This is a genomic window from Paenibacillus sp. FSL R10-2736, from assembly GCF_038000245.1.
Taxonomy (GTDB): Bacteria; Bacillota; Bacilli; order Paenibacillales; family Paenibacillaceae; genus Paenibacillus_AQ; species Paenibacillus_AQ phytohabitans.
Map to the genome: position 1 here is coordinate 902,969 of NZ_JBBOBN010000002.1, position 26,404 is coordinate 929,372.

Annotated in this window: 24 protein-coding genes; all 24 read left to right on the forward strand. The window is 52.0% G+C overall.

What is annotated here, in order from left to right; translation table 11 throughout:
• Nucleotides 1-283: 283 nt before the first annotated feature.
• The 24 genes from NSQ73_RS32075 to NSQ73_RS32190 all read left to right on the forward strand — a co-directional run bounded on the left by NSQ73_RS32075 (nt 284) and on the right by NSQ73_RS32190 (nt 26,386).
• The gene (locus NSQ73_RS32075; RefSeq protein WP_340990226.1) at nt 284-3,835 is read left to right on the forward strand and encodes a PAS domain S-box protein; all 3,552 of its coding nucleotides are present in this window, start codon (nt 284-286) and stop codon (nt 3,833-3,835) included.
• Complete coding sequence (locus NSQ73_RS32080) at nt 3,832-4,458, forward strand: C39 family peptidase (protein ID WP_340990228.1); 627 nt, start codon at nt 3,832-3,834, stop codon at nt 4,456-4,458. Before NSQ73_RS32075 ends, NSQ73_RS32080 begins: the two co-directional genes overlap by 4 nt.
• A 199-nt stretch (nt 4,459-4,657) precedes the next feature.
• Nucleotides 4,658-6,613, forward strand: coding sequence for a type I pullulanase (pulA, locus tag NSQ73_RS32085; RefSeq protein WP_340990230.1), 1,956 nt, complete (start codon nt 4,658-4,660; stop codon nt 6,611-6,613).
• Between the two features lie 156 nt (nt 6,614-6,769).
• On the forward strand, nt 6,770-7,096 hold the full coding sequence (locus NSQ73_RS32090; RefSeq protein ID WP_042132969.1) for a PadR family transcriptional regulator: 327 nt from the start codon (nt 6,770-6,772) through the stop codon (nt 7,094-7,096).
• A 5-nt stretch (nt 7,097-7,101) separates the two neighbouring features.
• On the forward strand, nt 7,102-8,076 hold the full coding sequence (locus NSQ73_RS32095) for a permease prefix domain 1-containing protein (RefSeq protein WP_340990231.1): 975 nt from the start codon (nt 7,102-7,104) through the stop codon (nt 8,074-8,076).
• 282 nt (nt 8,077-8,358) lie between these two features.
• A complete protein-coding gene (locus NSQ73_RS32100) occupies nt 8,359-9,843 on the forward strand; it encodes a glutamate synthase subunit beta (protein ID WP_340990233.1) in 1,485 nt (494 codons plus the stop codon).
• A 243-nt stretch (nt 9,844-10,086) separates the two neighbouring features.
• On the forward strand, nt 10,087-10,224 hold the full coding sequence (locus NSQ73_RS32105; protein WP_340990235.1) for a hypothetical protein: 138 nt from the start codon (nt 10,087-10,089) through the stop codon (nt 10,222-10,224).
• A 142-nt stretch (nt 10,225-10,366) separates the two neighbouring features.
• Nucleotides 10,367-10,909, forward strand: a complete 543-nt coding sequence (yfcE, locus tag NSQ73_RS32110) for a phosphodiesterase (RefSeq protein ID WP_340990237.1) — start codon at nt 10,367-10,369, stop codon at nt 10,907-10,909.
• 147 nt (nt 10,910-11,056) lie between these two features.
• Entirely contained in the window at nt 11,057-12,088 is a 1,032-nt protein-coding gene (locus NSQ73_RS32115; RefSeq protein ID WP_340990239.1) for an agmatine deiminase family protein, read from the forward strand.
• Between the two features lie 159 nt (nt 12,089-12,247).
• Nucleotides 12,248-13,123, forward strand: a complete 876-nt coding sequence (aguB, locus tag NSQ73_RS32120) for an N-carbamoylputrescine amidase (RefSeq protein WP_340990241.1) — start codon at nt 12,248-12,250, stop codon at nt 13,121-13,123.
• Between the two features lie 260 nt (nt 13,124-13,383).
• A complete protein-coding gene (locus NSQ73_RS32125) occupies nt 13,384-14,199 on the forward strand; it encodes a transporter substrate-binding domain-containing protein (RefSeq protein ID WP_340990243.1) in 816 nt (271 codons plus the stop codon).
• Between the two features lie 110 nt (nt 14,200-14,309).
• The gene (locus NSQ73_RS32130) at nt 14,310-14,957 is read left to right on the forward strand and encodes an amino acid ABC transporter permease (RefSeq protein WP_039299378.1); all 648 of its coding nucleotides are present in this window, start codon (nt 14,310-14,312) and stop codon (nt 14,955-14,957) included.
• A gap of 15 nt (nt 14,958-14,972) precedes the next feature.
• The gene (locus NSQ73_RS32135) at nt 14,973-15,695 is read left to right on the forward strand and encodes an ATP-binding cassette domain-containing protein (protein WP_171720422.1); all 723 of its coding nucleotides are present in this window, start codon (nt 14,973-14,975) and stop codon (nt 15,693-15,695) included.
• Between the two features lie 256 nt (nt 15,696-15,951).
• A complete protein-coding gene (locus tag NSQ73_RS32140; RefSeq protein WP_042132981.1) occupies nt 15,952-16,398 on the forward strand; it encodes a tellurite resistance TerB family protein in 447 nt (148 codons plus the stop codon).
• Between the two features lie 123 nt (nt 16,399-16,521).
• Entirely contained in the window at nt 16,522-17,118 is a 597-nt protein-coding gene (locus NSQ73_RS32145; RefSeq protein ID WP_042132983.1) for a TerD family protein, read from the forward strand.
• Nucleotides 17,119-17,147: 29 nt separating this feature from the next.
• Entirely contained in the window at nt 17,148-17,723 is a 576-nt protein-coding gene (locus NSQ73_RS32150) for a TerD family protein (RefSeq protein ID WP_042132985.1), read from the forward strand.
• Nucleotides 17,724-17,774: 51 nt separating this feature from the next.
• Nucleotides 17,775-18,356 (forward strand): TerD family protein, encoded by a 582-nt coding sequence (locus tag NSQ73_RS32155; RefSeq protein WP_042132987.1) that lies wholly within the window; start codon nt 17,775-17,777, stop codon nt 18,354-18,356.
• 93 nt (nt 18,357-18,449) lie between these two features.
• Entirely contained in the window at nt 18,450-19,772 is a 1,323-nt protein-coding gene (locus NSQ73_RS32160) for a TerD family protein (protein WP_076243522.1), read from the forward strand.
• Nucleotides 19,773-19,799: 27 nt separating this feature from the next.
• Nucleotides 19,800-20,543 (forward strand): TerC family protein, encoded by a 744-nt coding sequence (locus NSQ73_RS32165; protein WP_042132991.1) that lies wholly within the window; start codon nt 19,800-19,802, stop codon nt 20,541-20,543.
• 232 nt (nt 20,544-20,775) lie between these two features.
• Entirely contained in the window at nt 20,776-21,984 is a 1,209-nt protein-coding gene (locus NSQ73_RS32170; protein WP_340990245.1) for an HpcH/HpaI aldolase/citrate lyase family protein, read from the forward strand.
• A 76-nt stretch (nt 21,985-22,060) separates the two neighbouring features.
• On the forward strand, nt 22,061-23,353 hold the full coding sequence (locus tag NSQ73_RS32175) for a phosphoribosyltransferase family protein (protein ID WP_340990716.1): 1,293 nt from the start codon (nt 22,061-22,063) through the stop codon (nt 23,351-23,353).
• The gene (locus NSQ73_RS32180; RefSeq protein ID WP_336102886.1) at nt 23,350-24,504 is read left to right on the forward strand and encodes a cysteine protease StiP family protein; all 1,155 of its coding nucleotides are present in this window, start codon (nt 23,350-23,352) and stop codon (nt 24,502-24,504) included. Before NSQ73_RS32175 ends, NSQ73_RS32180 begins: the two co-directional genes overlap by 4 nt.
• Nucleotides 24,501-25,334, forward strand: coding sequence for an HAD family hydrolase (locus tag NSQ73_RS32185; RefSeq protein WP_340990246.1), 834 nt, complete (start codon nt 24,501-24,503; stop codon nt 25,332-25,334). The genes NSQ73_RS32180 and NSQ73_RS32185 overlap by 4 nt, the downstream gene beginning before the upstream one ends.
• Entirely contained in the window at nt 25,331-26,386 is a 1,056-nt protein-coding gene (locus NSQ73_RS32190) for an ATP-grasp domain-containing protein (RefSeq protein ID WP_340990248.1), read from the forward strand. Before NSQ73_RS32185 ends, NSQ73_RS32190 begins: the two co-directional genes overlap by 4 nt.
• The last annotated feature ends 18 nt before the right edge of the window (nt 26,387-26,404 follow it).

A 26,404-nucleotide genomic window follows, 5' to 3' on the forward strand; every position in this document is an offset into this window, starting at 1 on the left:
GTTTCCCGGTAATACACGCAAAAAAAAGCACCCGCAGTAAAGGCCAATAGGCCTCTATTACGGGTGCTTCCAGCGTAATGAGTCACGGTTATATAATTACCTTTTAATATAGGACGCATTTCTGGAATAGTCAATATTTACAATTTAAATTTTCCTGATCCAATGGGGCCTGTACGTTTCATTCCCTGCTGCTCTTATCGTATACTGTGAGATATAGAAGGACAAGCGAAGACAACAGAGAGTCTGCAGAAGCGCCGGCTCGAGATGAAGGAGGCCTTGTTTAATGGATAACTTGGCAGAGAATAGAACCATTCTGGATCAAGCATTCCTGATGTCTCCAGTGGGGATGGCTGTGCTGTCTTCTGAAGGGGACCGCTGGGTCATGGTTAACCCTGCTTTTTGCACGATGCTTGGCTGCGGTGAACCGGAATTTCTCGCGGGCGCTTTATCCGGGACAGGCCGGGTCCGGCCGGAAGAGCAGCGGGGATTCTCTTTACCCGAAATCATGAAGGAGCTGTCGCAGACCAACGGGCAGCCCCTTGTGAAAGAGCTGCGTTTCCCGGGCAGCGGCGGGCGGCCGTTCTGGCTCTCCCTTACGTTTGTTCCGGCAGAAGCAGGCCGGATGGACCGGAATATTATTGTATATGCACAGGATGTTACGGACCGCAAGATTGCTGACCAGCTGACAGTAGACAGCCGCGATCTGTACAACTTATTTATAAAAGATGATCAGAGCATTATTTCCTTCTCGCTGCCGGACGGGACGTTAAGCTTTATTTCCCCCTCCTCCTTCCCGCAGATTGGATATCTGCCGGAGGAGATGGTTGGAAGAAACCGGGCAGAATTCTATCATCCGGATGATTTTGACGGGATCAGCAGCTCCAACGGCTTGTTGAAGAATGATACTTACACCCGCCGGTTGCGTCACAAGGAAGGGCATTATTTATGGTTTGAGATGTCTTTTCATGAAATCCGGGACGAGAACGGCGAAATTACGCGAATTATGGGAATCGGGCGTAATGTGACCCGGCGTAAGCAGAGCGAGGAAGCGCTTGCCATCGCCCAGAGGGTAGCCAGAATTGGTTCGTGGGGCTGGGATTTGACCAAGGGGAAGCTGTCATTCTCGGAAGAGGTGAGGCGTATTCTGCAGAATGCTGTCGGGAATGACAATGTGGATTACGAAGCTTTCATGGCTCTGGTTCATCCGGAGGATTTCTCTCTCCTGCAGGCTGCTGTAGAGCGTGCTGTAATCAAGGGCGAGTCCGGGGACACGTCTTACCGGCTGATTCTGCCGAATGGAGATATCCTGGCTGTACACATCCAGTGGGATGTAACCTTCGGACCGGGCGGCCAGCCGGTTCAGCTGATCGGCATGATGCAGGATATTACCGAGCGGATGCAGATGGAGCGGCTGCTGCGGGAGAGCGAACGCAATTACCGCCTGATGTCGGAGAATTCGCTCGATCTGATTTCCCGCCACGCCATCAAGGACAGCATCTTCCTGTACTGCTCACCGGCCAGCCAATCACTGCTGGGTTATGAGCCTGAAGAGATGATCGGTACCAGCGCTTATCATTATTTGCATCCGGATGATCTCGAGATGATGAGAGCGATTATGGCTGAAAGCGAAATCTCCGGGTTTATCCGGCCGGTTTCCTACCGCTATCGTCATAAGAACGGCAGCTACATCTGGTTTGAGACGAACAGCCGTTATATTTTTGATGAGCAGGGTCAAGCGGTGGAGATTATTGCCGTCGGCCGGAATATTACAGAACGCAAAGAGTTCGACTCGAAGCTGCAGGAGAGCGAGCAGCGCTACAAATCGTTGTTCGAGTATAATCCTTCCGCGGTATATTCCATGAATCTGCAGGGTGAATATCTCACGGCTAATCCCTATTTGGAGGAGCTTAGCGGGTACTCGCTGGATGAATTGCTGGGTAATTATTTCGGACCGCTCGTGGCGGACAAGGATATCGGGAAGACGATGCATCATTTCACTCTGGCTACCAAAGGCATTCCCCAGAGCTATGACCTTACGCTGATTCATAAGGATGGCCGTCTGGTGGAGATTAACACGATCAATATTCCTATTATTGTGGACAAGCAGGTTGTGGGTGTATATGGAATATCGCGCGACATTACGGACCGTATCCGTTACACCGAGCAGATTGAGAAGCTGGGCAATGACTACACTCTGATCCTGAATGCGGTCTCCGAAGGAATATTCGGTCTGGATACCGAGGGGAAAGTAACCTTTATTAATCCCGCCGGGGCACAGATGCTGGGCTTTGAATATGGAGAGATCACGGGCCATCCTTACCTGGATCACCTTCAACAGACGGCGCTGGACGGCATTCATTACCGGCCGGAGGAATCTCCGCTGATGCGGGCGGTGCGGGCAGGGGAATCTCATCAGAGCAAGGATGCGGTGCTGTGGCGCAAGGACGGCTCCAGCTTTCTGGCCGAATATCAGGTTACCCCTCTGTTTGACAAGGGCGAGCGCAAGGGAGCGGTCGTTGTCTTCCGTGACATTACCGATGAGAAGGAGATTATTAGAGCGAAGGAGCTGGCAGAGAAAGCAGACCAGGCCAAATCGGAATTCCTCGCCATCATGAGCCATGAACTGCGGACACCGATGAACGGAATTATGGGGATGACAGATCTGCTCATGGAGACGGAGCTTAATGAGGAGCAGCGCGGATATGCTGAGATCATTAGCGACAGCAGCGCGTCCCTGTTATATATTCTTAATGAAATTCTGGATTTCAGCAAAATAGAAGCCGGTAAAATGACGCTTACTCATGAGCCGGTCAGCCTGGAAGGACTGCTTGAAAACGTAACGGAGCTGTTCGCGCCCAAAGCCCGGGAGAAGGGCATTGAACTCTCCTGTCATAAGGCTCCTGATGTGCCGGAGCTGATTATGGGCGATGCCGCCCGCCTGCGCCAGGTGCTGGTGAACCTCGTCAGCAATGCGGTCAAATTCACGGAGGAGGGCCAAGTCTCTATCCGTCTCGGTACGGAATACTGCCGGGACCGCAGGAAGCTGATATTGAAATTCAGTGTACTGGATACAGGAATCGGAATCCCGCCGGAGAAACAGCCGCTGTTGTTCCAGTCCTTCTCCCAGCTTCATCCGTCAATTAACCGCAAATACGGGGGGACCGGACTGGGCCTCGCGATCTGCAAACGGCTGGTTGAGCTGATGGGCGGAGCGATCACCGTGGAGAGCGTTGAAGGAGAAGGCTCGGATTTCTACTTCACACTGCCTATAGATATTGATATCGATCCCGATGGAGGGTGGGCGGAATCAGCCGATTCTGCTGACTCCGATCAGCATGTATCTGTACCGGTTCTCCCGGCGGATCAAGGGGGATCAGCCGGAAGCAGCCTTGAGCATGAGGCTGACGGCAGGGAACTGCTTCCTGCGCAAGGGGGGCTAACTGCTGCCAAATTCGGACCTATACGCATTCTGATCGCGGAGGATCATCCGGTCAATCAGAAGCTGCTGCTGACCATGCTCCGCACAAGAGGATATACTGCTGACCTCGTAGACAACGGCAGCGGGGCACTGCAGGCTGTGCTCCGCAAGCCGTATGATCTTGTATTTATGGATGTGCAAATGCCGGTGATGAGCGGCCTGACGGCAACGGCCAGAATCCGTCAGCAGGCTCCTCCGGATCATCAGCCTTATATCACGGCAGTGACAGCCTATGCCAGGGATGAGGACAGGGAACGCTGCTTCTCGGTCGGTATGGATGACTTTGTCAGCAAGCCGTACCTGACCACAGATATTGAACGCGTATTGCAGCATTGCCGGAATAGGGTATCCCTATGAGCGGACAGCCGTCCAGCCGGCAGTTGAAGGCGGAACCGTACACGCAGTGGGAAGCGGGAGTAGCCTCTCCCGCCTCAGCCTGCGGTCCGGCAACTATGGCCGCGCTTATGGAATATTGGCACACGCGTATGGGCAGGCTGTTTATTCCGGGGGCTGGTCATTTTGATTCCAAGGCAGCACATATCAATTACATATACACTCATCATGGCGGAACACCTTGGGGAATGAGTGTGCGCAGCTTCGCCAAAGGTCTCCGGGCCTACATCAGCCATGCTGCTCCGCGCGGGAAGGATAGCTCCAGACTGCTTACGGTTTCCGTATTTAATGATATCGCAAGATACAAAGCCGAGATCGATGCCTCGCGGCCTGTAGCCCTTAAATTTGATAAATGGTTCAGCCTCCGCTGGCGGGGAAGTTATGTCTATGATTATCATTGGGTGCTTGGAATCGGTTATGAGGATAACGCTGATGGCACATGTACGCTGGTTGTCCATGACAATGGGGTACGGCATCCGGGCCGCGGGTATATTCCCGGCCGGGAGCGGCGTATTTCATATACAGCGAATCAGGCAATTCTTACAATGGTGGCGCTTAACATAGCGGAATCCTCAGAGGCACCTTAACCGCATAAGGAAGGGCTAACCTGCCGGCTGGAGTGCATGACGGGACAGCAGAGAGGTCCGGCCTTCCGGTACTGCATAATACAAACGTTTGCACAAAACGTAAGACTAGGATAAAATTCCATTTATGAATAATGGATTTAGTGTAACTCCCAGTATAAGCAGACGTATATTTTTATAAAGGGTAAAGGAGGCGGGGGCCTTGTCCGTGCAAAAGGAAATGAAGGAGCCGATCTATTATGGTGATCCGGCGGCTACCAGCGGTATATCCGTGTTTGACCGGGAATTTGATGAACTGTTCAGCTACGACGGAAGTGATCTTGGCTTGAGCTATTCAGTGACCGGCTCGGCGTTCTGTTTATGGGCGCCTACCGCCCAGGAGGCAGAGCTTGTGCTCTATGAATCATGGCAGGAGGCAGCCGGACAGCATATTCCTATGATCCGGGATGTCCGGGGAACCTGGAGAATCACCGTTCCCGGTGATCTGAACGGGAAATTCTACACCTACCGTGTGCGGCTGGGCGATTTGTGGAATGAAGCAGCAGATCCCTACGCCCGTGCTGTCGGTGTGAATGGTGATAGAGGTGCAATTCTTGATATGCGTAAGACAGATCCTGAGCATTGGACGCAGGAGCAGCCGCCTCTGGATGATCCGGTTGATGCGGTGATCTATGAGCTTCATCTGCGCGACCTGTCAATGCATCCCGCCAGCGGGATTACGCATAAAGGACAATATTTAGGCCTGGCAGAAGCTGGTACTCGCGGCCCTGAAGGGATTCCGACTGGCCTTGACCATATTGCCGCCCTTGGGGTGACTCATGTGCAGCTGCTCCCTGTCTACGATTATGCTACGGAGAGCGTGGATGAGACCCGGCTGGAGCAGCCGCATTATAACTGGGGATATGATCCCAAGAACTATAATGTGCCTGAAGGCTCCTATGCTACAGACCCCTATGTGCCGGGCCTGCGCATCAAGGAGCTGAAGACTATGATACAGGCGCTGCATGACCGCGGCCTGCGTGTCATTATGGATGTTGTCTACAATCATGTCTATGACGGGTTCCGCGTGAATTTTACCAAGCTGGTTCCCGGCTATTATCTGCGCTATAAAGAGGACGGCCGGCTGTCCAACGGCTCCGGCTGCGGTAACGACACCGCTTCAGAACGGAAGATGATGTCACGTTTCATCGTGGAGTCGGTAGTCTACTGGGCGGAGGAATATCATATCGACGGCTTCCGCTTCGATCTGATGGGCTTGCTTGATATTGGCACCATGACAGAAATCCGCCGCCGGCTCGATGAGCTTGATCCTTCCCTGATGACTATAGGGGAGGGCTGGGTGATGGATACGGAGCTGGCAGAGGATCTCCGCGCCAACCAGCGCCATGCGAATGAGCTGCCGGGCATCGGACATTTCAATGACGGTTACCGCGATGCGGTCAAAGGTAATATTTTTCTGCATGACCAGAAAGGCTTCATTAGCGGCGGTAGCGGCTTTGAACGGAATGTGAAGGCCGGGATTGCCGGAGGGATCTACTACGGGCCGGGCCTCGGGCAATACGCCCAGGAGCCCCAGCAAAGTGTTAACTATGTGGAGTGCCATGACAACCACACGTTATGGGATAAGCTTCTGCTGTCCACCGTAGGGATAACGGATGAACAGCGCCGCGCCATGCACCACTTGGCCTCAGCGATGATCCTGACCAGCCAGGGGATTCCCTTCATCCATGCCGGGCAGGAGTTCATGCGGACCAAGAACGGGATCGAGAACAGCTATAAATCGCCAGTGGAGTATAACTGGCTGGACTGGGAACGCTGCGCCGCCCATGCGGAATCTGTAGATTACATGAAGCGGCTGATTGCGCTGCGCGCGGCACGTCCCGCCTTCCGGCTGCGGACTGCCGATGAAATCCGTGACCATCTGGTCTTCGAGGAGTCTCCGGCGCATTCGGTTGCCTTCTCGCTAAGAGATCATGCCGGGGGAGATTCCGCACAGCATCTCTACGTCCTGTACAATGCCAATCCGGATGGAGCCGTTCTTGAGCTGCCCATGCTGGGGGAATGGACGGTTCTGTTCGGCGGGGAGCATGCGGGACAGCTGGACAACGGAATTTTAGCGGCCAGAGGCATTGGGATGGTTGTACTGGCCGTGCTGTAATATACCTGAAAGACAGAACAGGCTGCCATTGCAGCCTGTTTTTTTTGCCTGTTATAAATAAACCTTTTCCCGGGATAAAAACTACTTCATCTGTCGTAGTAATTATGCTACAATGAACCTAATTACTACGACAGATGAAGTATAGGAGGCAGGCAATTGATCAGCAGTGACGTTATCCGGGGATACAACGATACGATGATCCTCTACATGCTTCTGGACGGGGAGTCTTATGGCTATGAGATTTCCAAGAATATACGGAAGCTTTCGGAAGAGAAATACATTATGAAGGAAACCACGCTCTATTCCGCATTCACCCGGCTGGAGAAGAACGGATATATCGATTCATTTTATCTGGATGAGACTTTTGGGAAAAGACGTACTTATTACCGTATCACCCCGCAGGGCCTGGCCTATTACCGCGCCAAATGTGAGGAATGGCAAGTCACGCAAGAAGTCATCAACAAATTCATAAAGGAGCTGTGATGAACTTGGATACAATCATAGGTTATCTGAACAATATGTTCGCTTCTCTGCCCAGAACGGAACAGATGCATAAGCTGAAGCAGGAGCTGCTTGGCAACATGGAGGAGAAGTATCACGAGCTGAAGGATGACGGGAAGTCGGAGAATGAGGCGGTGGGCATCGTCATTTCCGAATTCGGCAACATTGATGAGCTGGTCAGCGAGCTGGGGATCGGGGAGCACCCTAAGGAAGAGCTGCTTCCAATGCTTACTGAAATGGAGACGGAGGAATTCATCGCTGCCAAAAGGAGATCAGGGCTGCTTATAGGTCTTGGCACAGGGCTGATTATGGTGGGCGCCGGCCTGCTCATTCTGATTGCGAGTCTTGGGGAGAACGGGTTTATGAGCTCTGTCTTTTCGGAGGATGCGATGAGCATGATCGGGGTAGGCTTTCTGTTAGTTCTGCTGGTTCCGGCTATTGCGATGTTTATTTACAGCGGCATGCGAATGGAAAAGTATAAATATTTGGAGTCCGGGTTTCATCTGCCTTACCATCTGGAAGCGGATATTCAGCAGAGGCAGTCCGGTTTTGCCGCAACGTATATGCTGTCGCTCATCATGGGAGTCAGCTTGTGCGTATTATCGCCAATTGCTATTTTTGTAGCTTCAGCCTTTGGGGATGATGCCTCCTCGTATGGGGTTGTGGTGCTGCTGGCCGTTGTGGCTGTAGCTGTATTCCTCTTTGTCTATTACGGAAATATCCGGGGAGCGTATCAGATGCTGCTGAAGACCGGGGATTTCAGTAAAGAAAAGAAGGAAGAGGACCGGGTCATCGGTGCAGTAGCCTCCATCGTCTGGCCGCTGGTTACCTGCGTCTTTCTGGTCAGCGGGTTTGTGTACGATCAGTGGCACATCAACTGGATCGTGTTTCCTGTAACAGGGATTCTGTTCGGGGTATTCAGCTCTGCTTACAATATTCTCAAGGGGAAAGATGCAGCCTGAGTTCCGGTGCCGAACCGTTTGCTGTAAAAGGTGACATTGCTCATGTTCGCGCGTAGCGGATAGATGTTAATATGAAGGCATTTATTCCCCTTATTACAACCGTGCAAGAGCCTGTACCGGGGTGATTCCATACCCCTGTGCAGCCTCTTGCTTCGCTGCTTTACAGTGACAGAATGACGGCTGGCGACAGAAGAGTAGGTTTCTTTTTGGAGCCAAATGTGGGCATGAATGCCGCTTTTTATAGTTTCGGCGGCCAATCAGAGAGACTCGGAGGAGACAGGAATGGGTAAAGCAACCGGATTTTTAGAATATCAGCGGCGTACGCCTGCGGAGTGCGAGCCTTTGGAACGGATTAAGAATTGGAATGAGTTTTCGGTGCCGCTGGAGGAAGACCAGCTGCGGGAGCAAGGTGCCCGCTGCATGGATTGCGGAACACCATTCTGTCATGTAGGACGTCTGCTGAGCGGAATGGCCAGCGGCTGCCCGCTGCATAACCTGATTCCGGAATGGAATGACATGGTATACCGCGGCAACTGGCAGGTGGCGCTGAAGCGGCTGCATAAGACTAATAATTTCCCTGAATTTACTGGACGCGTCTGCCCTTCGCCTTGTGAAGGGGCTTGTACCGTCGGGAAGAACGGCGATCCGGTAACGATTAAATCCATTGAGAAGTCGATTGTAGATAGAGGTTTTGCCGAAGGCTGGATTGTACCTGAGCCGCCGCTTACCCGTACGGGCAAGAAGGTTGCGGTCGTCGGTTCCGGACCTGCGGGGCTTGCCTGTGCAGCGCAGCTTAACAAGGCGGGACACACGGTGACGGTATATGAGCGGGCTGACCGGATTGGCGGTCTGTTGACCTATGGCATTCCGAACATGAAGCTGGATAAGAAGAAGGTTCAACGCCGGGTGGATCTGCTGACAGCAGAGGGGATTACCTTCGTAACCCGGACCGAGATCGGCCGGGATATCCCTGCGGCTCAGCTGCAGGAGGAGCATGATGCCGTAGTTCTCTGCGGCGGATCTACCAAGGCGCGGGAGCTTCCGCTGGAAGGCCGGGAGCTGCAGGGCATCCATCAGGCGATGGAGTTCCTGACCCTGAATACGAAGAGCCTGCTGGATTCCGGGCTGGCTGACGGCGAATATCTGTCAGCGGAGGGCAAGGATGTGGTTGTTATCGGCGGTGGCGATACAGGTACAGACTGTGTAGCTACCTCTATCCGCCATGGTTGTCGAAGCGTTATCCAGCTCGAGATTATGCCGCAGTCACCGCTAACCCGCCAGCCGGGCAATCCTTGGCCGGAGTGGCCGAAGGTGCTGAAGGTGGACTACGGGCAGCAGGAGGCCGCTTCCCTATATGAAGAAGATCCGCGCCGCTATCTTGTGAACACTAAGCGCTTCGCCGGCGATGAGAACGGACATGTGCAGGAGCTGCACACCGTGCGCATTGAATGGAAGCGTACGGAGGACGGCCGGATGGTACCGGTTGAAGTTCCGGGCAGTGAAGAGGTTATCCAGGCGCAGCTGGTGCTGCTGGCGCTGGGCTTCACCGGACCGGAGGAAACGGTACTTGGACAGCTTGGTGTAGAACGCGATGAGCGTTCCAATGTTAAGGCTGAATTTGGCGCGCAGGCCACGAGTGTGGCGGGTGTCTTCTCGGCCGGCGACATGCGGCGCGGCCAGAGTCTTGTGGTCTGGGCCATTAACGAGGGCCGTCAGGCCGCCCGTGAAGTGGACCGCTTCCTGATGGGCTCGTCCAACCTGCCATGAGGAGCTTTTAGATATACGAGTAAGCGGAGTTAACAGCAGGGCGCCCCGCCGGGGCGTCTTGCTTTGCGTTAACCGGGCGGGGGCGTTTACAATGGATGCATGGAATTACCCCATTCCTCCTGTTTGATTCGTTGCTGGCAGAACCAGAACCGGAGATTCTTAAGTTCACATTGCACAGGCATAATTGTTGTACGTATTGCAACTTTAATTGGGCAATACCGGGGTGTTTGGGAGGATTGTTGTATGAAATACAGCAATTGTCCCGCAAAGCCGCCTGGAGAAGGAGAGTTGCTGTATTTAGTACAACAATTTCCGATTATGCCCGATATTGTGAGGGGAATGTTGTATTTCGTGCAGGATTCCACCACCAACAGTGGGTAGTCCAAAAATTCCTGTGGCAGCAGAGGCTGGGATTTCAAAAAATTCACATATCACCATAGAAGAGACTGAAGCTCAGAGTGGAACTGAGGATGTACCCGGACATCATTAAGCTAAAGCTATATAACGGAGAGGAAGAACAAAGATGAAACTGATGTTTATTTCCGATATTCACGGGTCGCTGCACTGGCTGGAGCAGGCATTGGCCAAGGCGGAGGAGGAGCAGCCGCACACGCTGGTTATTCTGGGAGACTTCCTGTATCACGGGCCGAGAAATCCGCTGCCGGAGGGTTATAATCCCCAGGGCGTTGCTGACAGGCTGAATGCTTATGGTAAATCGCTGGTTGCCGTAAGAGGTAACTGTGATGCTGAAGTAGACCAGATGCTCCTGCAGTTCCCAATGATGGGCGACTACGTAATGATTCTCCATGAGGGCCGGAAGATTTACGCTACGCACGGGCATGGATTCAGCATCGATAACTTGCCGGCACTGTCCCCGCAGGATGTGTTCATCCAGGGACATACGCATCTGCCGGTGGCGGATGTGAAGGAGGGTATTGTTGTGCTTAACCCCGGATCGATCTCCCTGCCCAAAGAGAACAATCCCAATTCTTACGGAATCCTGGACAATGGTGAATTCAGCATCAAGGATTTTGCGGGCAATGTCATTAAGCGTATTACGCTGTAAAATAGCAGCATAACGCTAATCCCTCTGGATATTTCCAGGGGGATTATTGCGGTCCGGCAATTGAGCACACAGGCATATTATTGTATGATGGGTGAGGAGCTTGCGGCTAACAGGGCAGCTTCAAATATAAACGGCAGAGGTAACTAAATGACGTATCCCAAAGATTTAAACTATACAATGCCGGCGGAATGGGCCCAGCATGAACGGACCTTCATCTCCTGGCCGGTGCAGGACTCTATGGTATATCCGGACAACCATGCGGCGGTAAGTGCGGGTTATGCCGAGATTATCAGAGCCATTGCCGAGTTCGAGCCGGTAACGGTGATTGTGAACCCTGATGATATGGAGACGGTAGAACAGCTCGGACTTGGAGCTAATGTGACGCTGCTGCCTATCAAGCACAATGATGCCTGGCTGCGCGATAACGGACCGACCTTTGTGGTGAATGCTGAAGGCAAGCTTGCCGGTGTGAACTGGAAGTTCAATGCCTGGGGCGGCAAATATTCGCCATGGGATCTTGACGATAAGGTAGCTCCGCAAATTCTGGAGCAGCTGGAGATCAGCAGCTATGATGCACCGCTTGTCATGGAGGGCGGGTCAATTCATACCGACGGCGAAGGCACACTGCTGACTACCGAAGAATGCCTGCTGAACACGAACCGCAATCCTGAGCTGGACCGGGAAGAGATTGCCGGCTTAGTGAAGCAATATACGGGAACTGAGTCGATCATCTGGCTGAAGCGCGGCCTCAGCGGAGACGAGACGGACGGTCATGTCGATAACATCGCCTGCTTCGCTGCGCCGGGCAAGGTGATCATCCAGGTCTGCGGGGACCCGCAGGATGAGAACTATGCCATTTCGGAGGAGAACCTGCGTATTCTGGAGCAGGCTACCGATGCCAAGGGACGGAAGCTGGAGATTATCCGCATTCAGCAGCCGCCCCGTGTAGATTATGAAGGCAGCCGGTTGACCCTGAGCTATCTGAATTTCTATTTCGTGAACGGCGGGATTATCCTGCCGGTATTCGGCGGTACGGCGGCAGAGACAGACAGGCTTGCCGAAGAGACGCTTGCCGGACTGTTCCCGGAACGCAGAATCCGCACAGTGAACGGAATGGCCGTAATTGGTGAAGGCGGGAACGTGCATTGCACCACCCAACAGATGCCTGCTGTGAACTAAGCTGTAACTTGAAGTTGAACTTACTAACAACATAAAGGGCAAAAGTAACGAGGGGAATTTTGGAACCGGAAGGAGCGAAAGCGGCCGGAAGTCCAAACATTCACCGCTGTTACACTTCGCCCAGATGGGAATTTAAAGTTCATAATGGGAGGAACAACTGTGAGAAAAGTAAAAGTAGCCGCAACACAAATGAGCTGTTCCGGCGACATTGATGAGAATATCCGCAAGGCCGAGACGCTGGTCAGAGAAGCGGCAGCCCAGGGCGCGCAGATTATTCTGCTGCAGGAGCTGTTTGAGACACCGTATTTCTGCCAGAAGGAGAAATCCGATTATTACGCCTATGCCACCGAGCTAGAGCACAACAAGGCTGTGAACCATTTCAAGGCGATAGCCAAAGAACTCGAAGTGGTGCTGCCGATCAGCTTTTATGAGAAAAAGAACTACGCGCGTTATAACTCGCTGGCTGTGATTGATGCCGACGGAACGGTGATGGGCAAGTACCGCAAGAGCCATATTCCTGACGGCCCCGGCTATGAAGAGAAGTTCTACTTCAACCCGGGCGATACCGGCTTCAAGGTGTGGGATACCCGTTATGCCAAAATCGGCGTCGGCGTCTGCTGGGATCAATGGTATCCGGAAGCAGCGCGGGTAATGAGTCTGATGGGGGCGGAAATTCTGTTCTACCCTACAGCTATCGGCTCGGAGCCGCAGGACGGATCGATCGATTCCAAGGATCACTGGCAGACCTGCATGCTGGGTCATGCAGCCGCTAACCTGATTCCTGTCGTCGCCTCCAACCGGATCGGTGAGGAGATTGACGAGGATTCCAGCATTAACTTCTACGGCTCTTCGTTCATTGCCGGCCCGCAGGGCAACAAGATTGCCGAAGCCGGGCGCGATGAGCAGGGTGTACTGGTCAGTGAATTCGACCTTGATGCGCTTGAGGTTGGCCGGATCGAATGGGGAATCTTCCGCGACCGCCGTCCGGAGCTGTACCGGCTGATTGCTTCATATGACGGGGATCTGACGTTCTGATTATAAATAGATGAATTGAATAACAGTTATGATAGCAAGCAGCCAGGACGCTGCCGGGGATATCGCTCTCCGGACAGCCTCCTGGCTGCTTTTTATATGAAGATAGACCTGAATTCTAAGATTAGGCGGCTGTAAATGTTACAATACATCGATATTATGTCATGTTATATAACATATGCAGGAAAAGTTAATTGTCACCATCGCTTTAATCTGATAAAATCTCTTTAAGTTATTTTATAAATAAGTAGGGGGATTGGAGCATGGGAATCAGAAAAAAATGGGCAATGTCAGGTATGGTGGCATTCCTGGTCCTGGCAATGGTCGGCTGTGGTTCGAATAATAACGCAGGCAGCGGCGGTGCGACAGGAGAGAGTATTAAATTCGCCAGCGATGCCAGTTATGCACCTATGGAGTATATGGATACAGATACTATCAAGGGTTTTGACATTGATTTCATTAAGGCGGTTATGGAGGAAGCGGGTATTGATTACACCGTGACCAACACAGGCTGGGATACGATGCTGACCAGTGTTCAGCAAGGCACTGAGTATCAGGCGGGGCTATCTTCGGTATCCATTACAGATGAGCGCAAGGAAACCTATGACTACTCCATTCCTTATTTCGAATCCACGAACATGATCATGGTTAAGGAAGGCAGCGATATCAAGTCTGCCCTTGATTTGAAGGATAAGAAGGTTGCCGTTCAGGCAGCAACAACTGCGGATGATCTGATGAGCGGCATTATGGGAATCGACAACGGCAATCTGAAGCGCTTTGACAGCAATGCGGTAGCCCTGATGGAGCTGAACGGCGGCGGAGCGGATGCAGTGGTTGCGGATATCGCCATCGTGAATGAATACATCAAGAACAATCCGAATGAGAAGCTGACCGGTATCATCGACAAGGAGAACTTCGGTTCCGAGTATTACGGCATCCTGTATCCTAAGGGCAGCGAATGGAAAGCCAAACTGGACCCGGCGATCAAGACGATCATCGAGAACGGCAAATATGCGGAGATCTACAAAGAATGGTTCGGCGATGAGCCGGATACGGCCACACTTTTGAGCGCAGAGTAAGCAGAGTAACAATTAAGCATGCGTAATGATTGCTATTGCGCATGCTTCTTTTTTTGAAACACAAGAGAAACATAGAGAAAGCTATAAGCAGAAGAGAAGGGAAGAGTTCTATGGATTTCAGATTTGACATCATCGTTCATTATTTACCGGTTTTACTTAAGGGGACCCTGTTCACCATAGGTGTATCGCTGGTTTCGATCCTGTGCGGGTCTATTCTGGGACTGGTTATCGGGTTCGGCAAAATGGCGCCCAGATGGTATTTCCGCTGGCCGTTTCATGCGTATATCAACATCTTCCGGGGAACACCGCTGTACGTCCAGATTCTGATCGTCCATTTCGGACTGATTCCGTTGTTCTATGGTAAAACCTATGCGCTGATGAGCGCATTTGTGGCGCTCTCGCTCAATTCCGCAGCGTATTCCGCTGAAATTTTCCGTGCCGGCATCCAGTCAATTGACCCCGGACAACGGGAAGCCGCCCTGTCACTCGGGATGACCAAACTCCAGGCGATGCGCTTCATTATTCTGCCTCAGGCCATCAAACGGATGGTTCCGGCGTTCGGGAATGAATTCATCGTCCTCGTTAAGGATTCCTCGCTGCTGGCGCTGATTGCCGCACCGGAGATTATGTACTGGAGCAACACCATGAAAGGCCAATATCTGCGGATCTGGGAGCCTTATCTGACCGCTGCACTGATCTATTTCATTCTGACCTACTCCCTCAGCAAGCTGCTTAATTATATCGAACGGAAGGTGTAACCCTATATGGAGCCTATTATCTCAGTGAAGCATCTGCATAAATCCTTCGGTGCCCATAAGGTACTGACCGATATCAGCGTCGACATTCACAGCCGGGAGGTTGTGGTGGTCATCGGACCTTCGGGTTCGGGCAAATCGACCTTTCTGCGCTGCCTCAATCTGCTGGAGCAGCCGCAGGAAGGCGATATTATAATTGAAGGCACTTCCTTGATGGCCAAAAGCACAAGGATTAACGATATCCGTACCGAAGTAGGCATGGTCTTTCAGCAGTTCAATCTGTTCCCGCACAAAAAAGTGATCGAGAACATTATGCTGGCCCCGATGCAGGTCCGCAAATGGCCGGCTGACAAAGCCCGTCAAAAAGCGCTGGAGCTGCTGCAAAAGGTGGGACTGAGCGAGAAGGCGGAGATGTATCCAGCCTCGCTCTCGGGCGGTCAAGCCCAGCGTGTGGCGATTGCGCGCGCGCTGGCGATGGAGCCGAAGATCATGCTGTTTGATGAACCGACTTCTGCACTGGACCCCGAAATGGTAGGCGAGGTGCTGGCGGTCATGAAGGATTTGGCCAGTGAAGGAATGACTATGGTCGTGGTAACGCATGAGATGGGCTTTGCCCGTGAAGTGGGAGACCGTGTCCTTTTCATGGAACAGGGCATTGTAGTGGAGCAGGGGGTACCCGAGCAGTTGTTCGGAAATCCGTCACATGAGCGCACCCGGGAATTCCTGTCCAAGGTACTGTGAGAATCTGTCAAAGTAGAATATTGTTATTTAATCGGTTATATTAGAAGAGTAAGAATTAGGCAATGGGACCATCGGTTGAATATCTGCCCGGAATGGCGGGGAGGAGGCTCGGGGATATCTTTTTTTAAAGTATAAGGATTTATGGGCTACGCATAATAATTTATCCTTATATTTCCGGCAGAAGCGGATATGGTGCTTATAGTACGGCACAGCCCTTTCTACTGGTCATAATTCAGAATGATAGAAGGAGAATACGATGAGCACATTTAAAAATTGGCTGAATACGACAAAAACCGGACTGACAGAACAAGTTAAGAAGTTTAAAAATAAAGACTTTATGAACGCGGTAGTTGCAGGCTGCGCACTGGTTGCTGCGGCTGACGGCAAGATTGAGGAATCCGAGAAGAATAAAATGGCCGGATATATGAACCTCAGCAATGAATTGAAGGTATTTGACATGAGAGATGTCATCAACCAGTTCAACTTCTATGTGAGCAACTTCGAGTTCTCGCCGGAAATCGGCAAGCAGGAAGCGCTCAAATCGATCGCGAAATTCAGCGGCAAACCGGAGATCGGACGTGTCATTGTGGGCGTATGCTCCGCGATCGGTGCGGCTGACGGCGACTTCGATGAGCATGAGAAAGCGGTTGTACGGAATATCTGCAGTGTGCTCGGACTGAGCCCAAGCGAATTCAGCCTGTAATACGGGCCGGAGGGCATCCGCAATTGGATGAAACTTAGGCGTTTCTCCATCGTATCACTGATATAACACCCGCAAGAAGGACTTACAGGCAGTGATTACTACTGGAAACGGAGGTACGTAAAGTTGGCTGGAATCAATCTGGTAAAAGGTCAGAAGATCGATTTAACTAAAGGGAATGCCGGACTGTCTAACGTTATCGTAGGACTGGGCTGGGACCCTGCCGAACCGGCAAGAGGCTTCTTTGGTGTCAAGAAACAGGCGAATGTGGACTGCGATGCTTCCGCTCTGCTGCTGAATGAGAATGGCAAGCTGACCAATAAGCTGAACCTCGTCTGCTTTCACAACAAACAGAATACGAACAACTCTGTAGTTCACTCGGGAGATAACCTGACGGGTGAAGGAGACGGCGACGACGAGCAGATCATGGTGAATCTGAAGTCGATTCCTGCCGATGTCCATAAGGTTCTGGTTGTGGTTAACATCTACGATGCGGTGAACCGCAAGCAGGATTTCGGAATGATCAAATCGGCGTATATCCGGATTATCAACGCAGCCGGGAACGGCGAGCTGATCAAGTTTAATCTGACGGACAATTACACAGGCTTCACGGCACTGATCTGCGGCGAGCTGTACCGCCATGGCGAAGAGTGGAAATTCGCAGCTATCGGTGAAGGCGCGCACGCAGCACATATCAATCAACTGGCTGAACGTTATATCTAATTCCAATTTGAGAAAAGAGGGTTCTATTCATGGCTATTAACTTATCCAAGGGACAAAAAATCGATTTGACCAAAACTAATCCGGGCTTGTCCAAAATTACAGTCGGCCTCGGATGGGATACGAATAAATACGATGGCGGTAAGGACTTCGACCTCGACGTGTCTGTGTTCCTGACCAATGCTAACGGCAAAGTGGATAAAGAAACAAACTTCATCTTCTTCAACAATAAGCAGAACGAGAACGCTTCCGTTGTTCACACCGGCGACAACCGCACAGGTGAAGGCGACGGAGACGATGAGCAGGTTCAAGTTGATTTGCTCAATGTTCCTGCGGATGTTGATAAAATTGCGTTCACCATTACAATCTACGAAGCGGAAGCCAGAAGCCAGAACTTTGGACAAGTCTCCCGTTCTTATGTGCGTATCGTGAATGATGCGAACAGTGAAGAATTGATCCGTTTTGACTTGGGCGAAGATTTCTCCGTTGAAACCGGCGTTGTTGTCGGCGAATTGTACCGCAATGGTGCAGAGTGGAAATTCAATGCCATCGGCAGCGGCTACAAAGACGGCCTCTCCGGACTGACCCGTGATTACGGTCTGCAATAAGACCCTGATGACTCCGGGAATTAAATCTTTGAGGAAAGAAGGTTTTTGCCAGTGACGATCAGTCTTTCCAAAGGACAGCGGATTGATCTTACCAAGACCAATCCGGGCCTGACGAAGGTAGTTGTAGGACTTGGCTGGGATACAAACAAGTATAGCGGCGGCAAGGATTTCGACCTGGATGCTTCAGCATTTCTGCTGCATGAGGACGGCAAAGCCAAAGGCGAAGACGACTTTGTATTCTATAACAACCCAAGCGGCGGGACAGGCTCTGTAACCCATACAGGCGATAACCGTACAGGTGAAGGCGACGGGGACGATGAGCAGATTCTTGTAGATTTCAGCCTGGTGCCGGCGAATATTCAGCGCATTGGGATTACAGTGACGATCTATGATTATGAGACGCGGGTGCAGAACTTCGGACAGGTATCGAACGCATTTGTTCGTGTTGTAGATGCTTCCAGCGACCGCGAGATTCTGCGGTTTGACCTGGGTGAGGATTTCTCCACCGAGACAGCTGTTGTCTTCTGTGAATTCTACCGCCATGGGGCGGATTGGAAGTTCCAGGCGATCGGCAGCGGGTTTGCCGGCGGGCTCAGCGCTCTATGCAAGAATTATGGACTGGATGCACAATAATGCTTCAAAGGCGGGATCATCATCGATCCTGCCCTTTTTATAGACAAAAGTGTATAAGTTGCACTCTTATCCATTTATAAAGGTGGCGTAAGAATGAGTACTGAAGTAGTTAAAGGGCAGAAAGCAGACCTGACCAAAGGAAACCCGGGAATCCGCAATATCATTGTAGAGATCGGGTGGAAAGCTCCATCTTCCATGGATATTGACGCCTCTGCGTTCCTGCTCGGGGCGCAAGGCAAAGTAAATAGTGACGATGATCTGATCTTTTATAATAACCCGTCTACGCCTTATATCAGATATAAGGATGTGCCGGGTGCAGCTTCGGGGGGACTTAAGCAGTTCGAGGTGGGACTGGACAAGATTCCTGCAGGTATCGCGAAGATAGCCTTTACCCTTACCCTGTATGATGGCGAGAACCGCAAGCAAATGTTCGGACAGATGAGCGAGGCCCAGTGCCGGATCCTGGATCAGGCGACAGGGGCGGAAATTCTGCGGTGTAACCTGGGAAATCATTTCTCTGTGGAAACAGCTGTTGTGGTAGGAGAATTATATAGATACGGCGAAGAATGGAAATTCAGTGCGATCGTTGCAGGCTTCTCCGGCGGACTCAAAGCGCTGTGCGGCAACTATGGCATAGAAGTGGAGGATGAGCCTGCTCCGGCGGCTGCACCGCAGCCTGAGAAGAAGACGGCACCGCCGGAACGCACGCCGCTTCAGGTGCCGCCACCGAAGGTGGAGCAAGCCAGACCTGCTATAGTAATTCCTCCTCCGCCTGCGCCGAAGCAGACGGAAGCTCCCGCACCGCCGCTGAATCTCAATCTGAAGAAGATTGAGCTGAAGAAGAAGGGCGATTCCATCAACCTGAAGAAATCAGCCTCCGGTCTCGGTGAGCTCGTCATCAACCTGAACTGGAACCAGAAGCAGGGTGGTGGACTGTTCAGCCGTAACAAGGGCGGCGTGGATCTCGATCTTGCCTGCCTGTATGAACTCAAGAACGGCAGCAAAGGAGTTGTGCAGGCACTGGGTAATGCGTTCGGCAACCTGCAGCAGCCGCCGTACATCATGCTGGATGGGGATGACCGGACAGGCTCCGTAACATCCGGCGAGAATCTGCGTATAAACGGAAGTAAGGTTGCACAAATCGAAAGAATTTTAGTGTTTTCTTTTATTTACAAGGGAGTTACCAATTGGTCCGAGGCGGATGGGGTGGTTACCCTGAAGCAGGATGGAGGACCGGATATTGTCGTTAATCTGGACGAGCATAACAACCGTAAGGGCATGTGCGCCATCGCGCTGATCCGGAATGTAGGCAACGAGACCTTCAGTATTGAACGGCTTGTGCAATATTTCAGCGGTCATAAGGAGATGGATGAGGCCTATGGCTGGGGGCTTCGCTGGGTAGCAGGCAGCAAATAATTTTATTTTACCGGAGGCGCAAGTGGAATGGACTGGTTCAGTGATTTTTTTAGGAGTATCAGTGAGAATTATGGGCATTTCTTCTCCTGGAGTGATGTTGTAGCGACGCTCTCTGATCCTGTCAGCTGGGGGATTATCGGGAGTCTGGTTCTGCTGGAGGGCCTGCTCTCCGCAGATAACGCGCTCGTGCTGGCGGTAATGGTTAAGCATTTACCGAAAGAGCAGCAGCGTAAGGCACTGTTTTACGGGATACTCGGCGCTTATTTATTCAGATTCCTGGCGATTGGTCTGGGTACCTTCCTGATTGGATTCTGGGAGGTTAAGGCTCTAGGTGCTCTGTATCTCTTCTACATTGCCTATAAAGGTCTGTTTAAGAGTGGCGGAGAAGAAGGGGAGACGAAGAACAAAGGCACCTCTTTCTGGAGGACGGTGCTCCTGGTTGAATTAATGGATATTGCCTTCAGTATTGACAGCGTAGTTGCTGCATTCGGTCTTAGTAATCAAGTCTGGGTGCTATTCCTGGGGGGTATCCTCGGCGTGCTGATGATGCGCGGCGTGGCACAGGTATTCCTCAAGCTGATTGCTAAATACCCTGAACTGGAACAGTCAGCCTTCCTGCTCATTGCACTTATTGCCGGTAAAATGCTTGCTGGTGCGTTCGGGTATGAGATGCCGCATGTGATCTTCTTCACGGTTCTGATTGCAGTGTTTGTGGGTACCATTGTGTACAGCGCCAGTAAACGCAAAAAAGAGGCGAACCGCAAAGCCTGATTCCCCTGATGGATAGCTTTAGATTCATAGCTGTACAGGAAGCCGGGGAGTTCACGGGAAGGGTGGACTCCGGCGTGCTTCCGGGTAATCGTTATATGTTATAGCATGGCCTTTGCTTGTATTTGAGAAAGCCGGATGCCGTCCCCGAGAGGACGGCATAGCCGGTTCTGCTTGTCTCTATATGGAGAGGCTATTCGTTTTGTGCTTGGCACAACATTAAGGGGGAAAGGCCTTGAGATATTTCGATTACCTTACGCAAGAACAGGAAACTTCATTATTTCATGTTCCGCCGGTTTCATTTGATCATACAACCAGCAAGGATTTACTGGCTTATGCCGTCGGAGCTGCCCTTTATATGCCTGCTACAAGGTCCAGTGTTGCCGAAGATATTATTAAGCTGAGAGCCTCGGGGCTCGTTACGGTAATCATAGATCTGGAGGATGCCATAGGGGATGGTGAGGTTGACTATGCCGAAGAATCTGTGGTGAGGCATCTCGCCTTCCTGTCCGCTTACGCCGAAAATGATCCTGAGCGGGGTGGCATTCTGCCGCTGCTGTTCATCCGTGTACGCAATCCGGAGCAGCTGCGGGATCTGATTTTCCGGCTGGGTTCTTTAATAACGATGCTGACCGGTTTTGTGTTTCCCAAGTTTTCTGTCCTGAACGGTATGGAATTTTTTGAGGCCATTGCCGACTACAATAATACGCGTACTTATTCAGCCCCTGTGCTGTACGGAATGCCGATTCTGGAGAATGCTCCAATCATCTACCGGGAGAGCCGGCTGGACAGCCTGCTGGCCATCCGTGATCTGCTGGGGCAATACCGCGAATATGTGCTCAATGTCAGAATTGGAGCAACGGATTTCTCCAGCCTGTTCGGACTGCGGCGCAGTCCCGATATCAGCATCTATGACCTGACGCCGATCCGCGACTGCATGTCGGATATTATTAATATATTTGGCCGTGTGGAAGAAGGGTATGTCATCTCAGGACCCGTGTGGGAATACTTCGCCAGCAAAGGACACCGGGTTCTGCGTCCTCAGCTTCGCGAGACTCCTTTTGAAGATACCTATGGCAAACATGGCCGTGAGATGCGAAATAAATACATTTCCAGCTCGATGGATGGCCTGATCCGTGAAGTGATTTTGGACAAGGAAAACGGTATTGTGGGCAAAACGATCATTCATCCTTCCCATCTCAGACCCGTGCAGGCGATGTATACAGTAATGCATGAAGAATATGTGGACGCCTTAAGTATTGTGGAGAGCAATGATGGCAGCCGCGGAGTGTTCAAGAGCGAATATTACAACAAGATGAATGAAATTAAGCCGCATTTGAACTGGGCTAGACGTATTTTACTACGATCTCAAATATACGGGGTGTTACATGAACAACAGCATTTTGTCGGATTACTACCCGAGAACGAATATACACACGTTTAATATCGTCGAGAATCTGCAGGTTACGGTAACGGAAACCTCCAACCCCTTTCATATGCCCGTGGAAGCCTTATTCTCCATGGCCGCCCGTATCAACAAGAAACGCTCTTTTCTATTCGTCAGCAAAGTGCTTGGCAAACATATTCCTGTAGGTCCCTATACCCCTCTGCTTAGCGGAGCGGCACTTGCCCTTCTCCTGTACTTAGAGATGAGTGCGGATAGCGCTGAACGGGAGATCATGGACAAGCTGATGAGCCAGGCGGTTCATGGCCTGATTCATCCTGAATTCGCGGAAGAGGCCTATCATGATCTGCTTGCTGCACGTCTGGTGCTGCCTCAGCCTGCCTTATTTATCGGCTTTGCCGAAACCGCTACCGCTCTGGGTCACAGCATGTACAACATGTTTGCCGGCGGAGCCTCATATATTCATACGACCCGTGAGAATATTCCTGAACTGGAGTCGGTAGTTACCTTCGAAGAGGAGCATTCCCATGCTGTAGATCATCTCTGTTATGCTTTGAATCCCAAGCTGTTATCGGGAACAGAGCCGATTGTGCTGGTGGATGATGAGATTACGACCGGCAATACGGCGATCAATACCATTCGTGATATCCAGTCCAAATTCCCGCGCCGGGAGTATGTAGTGGCTTCGCTTCTGGATTGGCGGAGCACCGCGAATATTCAGGCTTACCGTGATCTGGAGCAGGAGCTGGGAATTAGAATCACCGCCTTATCTTTGCTGCAGGGCAGCATTGAGGTGACTGGAACCCCTCTGCTGAAGCCGCAAGCCGGAAGCGCAGAGCCATCCGCAGCAGTTGCAGAGCTAGTGACCACGTATATACAGGACGGGTTAGAGCGGCTGCAGGTGTCCTCTGCGGATGCGCAGGGTGTTGTGAATCTCTCCCCCTATTTGAAATACAGCGGCCGTTTTGGTCTGGAATCTGCAGATAACCGGCGGATTGACGAAGGCGTCAGCAGGGTGGCCGGGAAGCTCCGTGACTTACGGGAAGGCTCCCGCACTTTGGTGATGGGCGTAGGCGAGTTCATGTATCTGCCGATGCGGATTGCCGCGGAGATGGGTGAGCGCGTGTCCTATCAATCCTCTACCCGCAGTCCGATCCATCCGCAGCGCCGTGCCGATTACGGTGTGCACAGTGCAGCAGCGTATCCGTCCGCAGGCGACACAGAAATCACCAATTTCATCTATAATGTGGATCCCGGCCAGTATGATGATATCTTTGTGCTGCTTGAGCGGGATGTGCCGCGGCAGCGGATTGAACCGATGACGGATATTTTGCAGAGGCTGGCAGGCAATAAGGTGCATCTTATTATACTGGCCTCTGAACCTGAAACTGGAGGCTCGCGGATATGAAGGGAATCGAAATGGAAGAGATAATGAACAGAAGAATATCCCCTCCGGTTCCGCTGGGCAGCTACCCTGCTTCAGATGTTACTTTTCTGCTCAAGGACCTCAGCGATGTATCCCTGGAGCGGGGAACAGCCGAACGGGAGGAAGCTATCCAGTCGGGCGTGCATTACTCAGAGATGCTCCCTGTAGAATACCAGCCGACGGAGCAGTATATCGAATTGTTCCATGAGACATTGCAGCATACCGCGAGGAAGGTGGCGCTTGCAGTAGCTGCCGTATCTGAGATGATTGTGGCTCAGCGGGGAACGGCGAATACGGTGCTGGTCTCACTGGCCAGAGCAGGTACCCCGATAGGCGTGCTGATCAAAAGGTATATTCTGGAGCGCTATGAAGCGGATCTGCCGCATTACAGTATTTCGATTATCCGGGGTAAAGGTATCGATGAGAACGCTGTGCTATATATGCTGCAGCAGCACGGAAGCGATGCGGAGCTGCAGTTCATTGACGGCTGGACCGGCAAAGGGGCTATCCGCCAGGTGCTGATCGAGGCCTGCGGGAGCATGTACAGCAAATATGGGATTACCCTGAATGATGATCTGGCGGTTCTCGCCGATCCCGGATACTGTTCGGGAACCTTCGGCACAAGGGAGGATTATCTGATCCCAAGCGCTTGCCTGAACTCTACGGTATCCGGTCTGATGAGCCGTACCGTGCTCCGCGACGATCTGATCGGACCGGAGGAGTTCCATGGTGCCAAATTCTATAAGGAATGGCTGGATAGTGATCTGTCTAATGTATTCGTGGAAGCTGTGACTCCTTATTTTCGTGAGGTGGCTGCGGAGGGGCTGAAGCTTGCTGAAGAGATGCAGGCGGATCCTCCGGAGATTACCTGGCAGGGGCTGGCTGATATACGCAGTATCCAGGAGACCTTCGGCATTGATAATATCAATCTGGTGAAGCCGGGGGTTGGCGAGACCACGCGTGTGCTGCTGCGCAGAGTGCCCTGGAGAATCCTCGTTGATCGGCTGGACAATCCCAACCTGCGGCATATTCTGCTGCTGGCCGAAGACCGTGGTGTACCTGTGGAGGTATTCCCCGGACTGACGTATTCCTGCTGCGGGATCATTAAGCCGCTGAAAGGGGAGAGTGAATGATCTACGCCAGTGATCTGGACCGTACGCTGATCTACTCTCTGAATGCCATCGGAGTTCCCGGGGATGCCCCCGGTCTGGTGCCGGCCGAAGTGATTGATGGCAGAACGGTCTCGTATATATCGCAGCAGGCTCTGGATATGCTGAAAGAGCTTGCGGCGAAGATCGTCTTCATGCCGGTGACTACGCGCACCATCGCGCAGTACCGGCGGATCAACCTGTTCCAGGAGACCGTTATTCCGGATTATGCCGTTACCAGTAATGGAGGCAACATTCTCGTGAACGGGGTAGTGGACCAGGAATGGCGGGCGGCTGTCGGGCGGCTGGTGGAACGCGGGTCCGTGCCGGCTGAGGAAGCCGGCAGGATTGTCCGCTCTGTAGTGCGGGCAGAATGGATTACCAGCGAGCGGTATTGTGACGAGCTGTTCTACACCTTCGTAGTGCACCGTGATTCTCTGCCGCTGGATGAGATCACCCGCATGGCTGAGCGGCTGGATGGACTGGGCTGGAAGGTATCGCTGCAGGGGCGCAAGCTCTACATTGTGCCGGAGGCCGTGAACAAAAGTGACGCGATCCTTCATGTCCGCCGTACCGTCCGGTCAGAGCCGATGGTCGCTTCAGGCGATTCCCTGCTGGACAAGAGTCTGCTGGCGGCTGCGGACTATGCCATTGCCCCCTGTCACGGAGAAATATTTGCCGAGCAGCAGGCGGGTCTAGTAAACTTAGAGTATCCTTTCACGAAGCAATCGGGTGTATTTGCCGGGGATGAGATTATGCAGTATGTTCAAACGATTTATAATAATTTGACAGCATTGGGAGTTGGGCCACAATGAAAAAGGTAAATATTTATTTCAATCGCTGGTTTTCCGTGGCTTTTCATTACATGAATCTCATCCGGAACAATGAAGACGGCATCCCGGTTCAAATATTCGCCACCCACCCGGATATCCGCCATATGTCGCTGCAGGGTGCTGATGTTGCGGGGGCCGAGCCTGAGCTTACGGGAATCGAATACGTGCAGTTCTGCGTTGATTTTTGCCGCCGCAATGAGATTGATATTTTCGTTCCGCGGCTGCATATGCTGGATATCGCCCGGCATGTGTCCTTGTTCGATGCCATCGGGACGAAGGTGCTGGTCTGCCGCGATCAGGATCTGCTGGAAATGATTATGGATAAAGGCAAGTTCTATGAGAGTGTGAAGTCTAACGGAATCATGACGATTCCAGATTATCATGTCGTAAGTAATGCAGAGCAGTTCAAGGAAGCCTATGAAGAACTCGTATCCAAGGGACATAAGGTGTGCTTCAAGCCGACCGAAACAGAGGGCGGTCTCGGATTCCGGATTATAGATAATAACCGCAGCCCGCTGGAAGAGCTGTTTGGACATGTAACGCCGTTGATTTCCTTCGAGGACGCTTACCGTATTCTTTCCGGAGCGGAGAGTTTTCCTAATCTGATGGTTATGGAGCTGCTGGAGGGATATGAATATAGTATTGATTGTCTGGCAGATGCGCATGGCAATCTGCTTGCCGCTGTCCCGCGCCGTAAGGCGGGCGGACGGCTGCGGCTGATGGAGCATATTCCGGAGCTGGAAGAGGTTGCCCGCAGGGTGGCCGAGACCTACCGGATTCCTTATAATTTCAATGTCCAGATGAAATACAGCGGCGATGTACCCAAGCTGCTTGAGATTAATCCGCGGATGTCCGGGGGCCTGCATATCTCGTGTCTGTCCGGGATTAACTTCCCTTATCTGGCAGTCAAAAGCGCCCTGGGCGGCGAAGTTCAGCCTGTAGAATTCGCGCACAATGTCTTGGCAAGCCATGTTGAACAGCCGCTGATCATGAAAATAAACGGAGAATCCGTGGTTACGGATTCCGTGAATTGAGTGTGGAGCATTCACGCT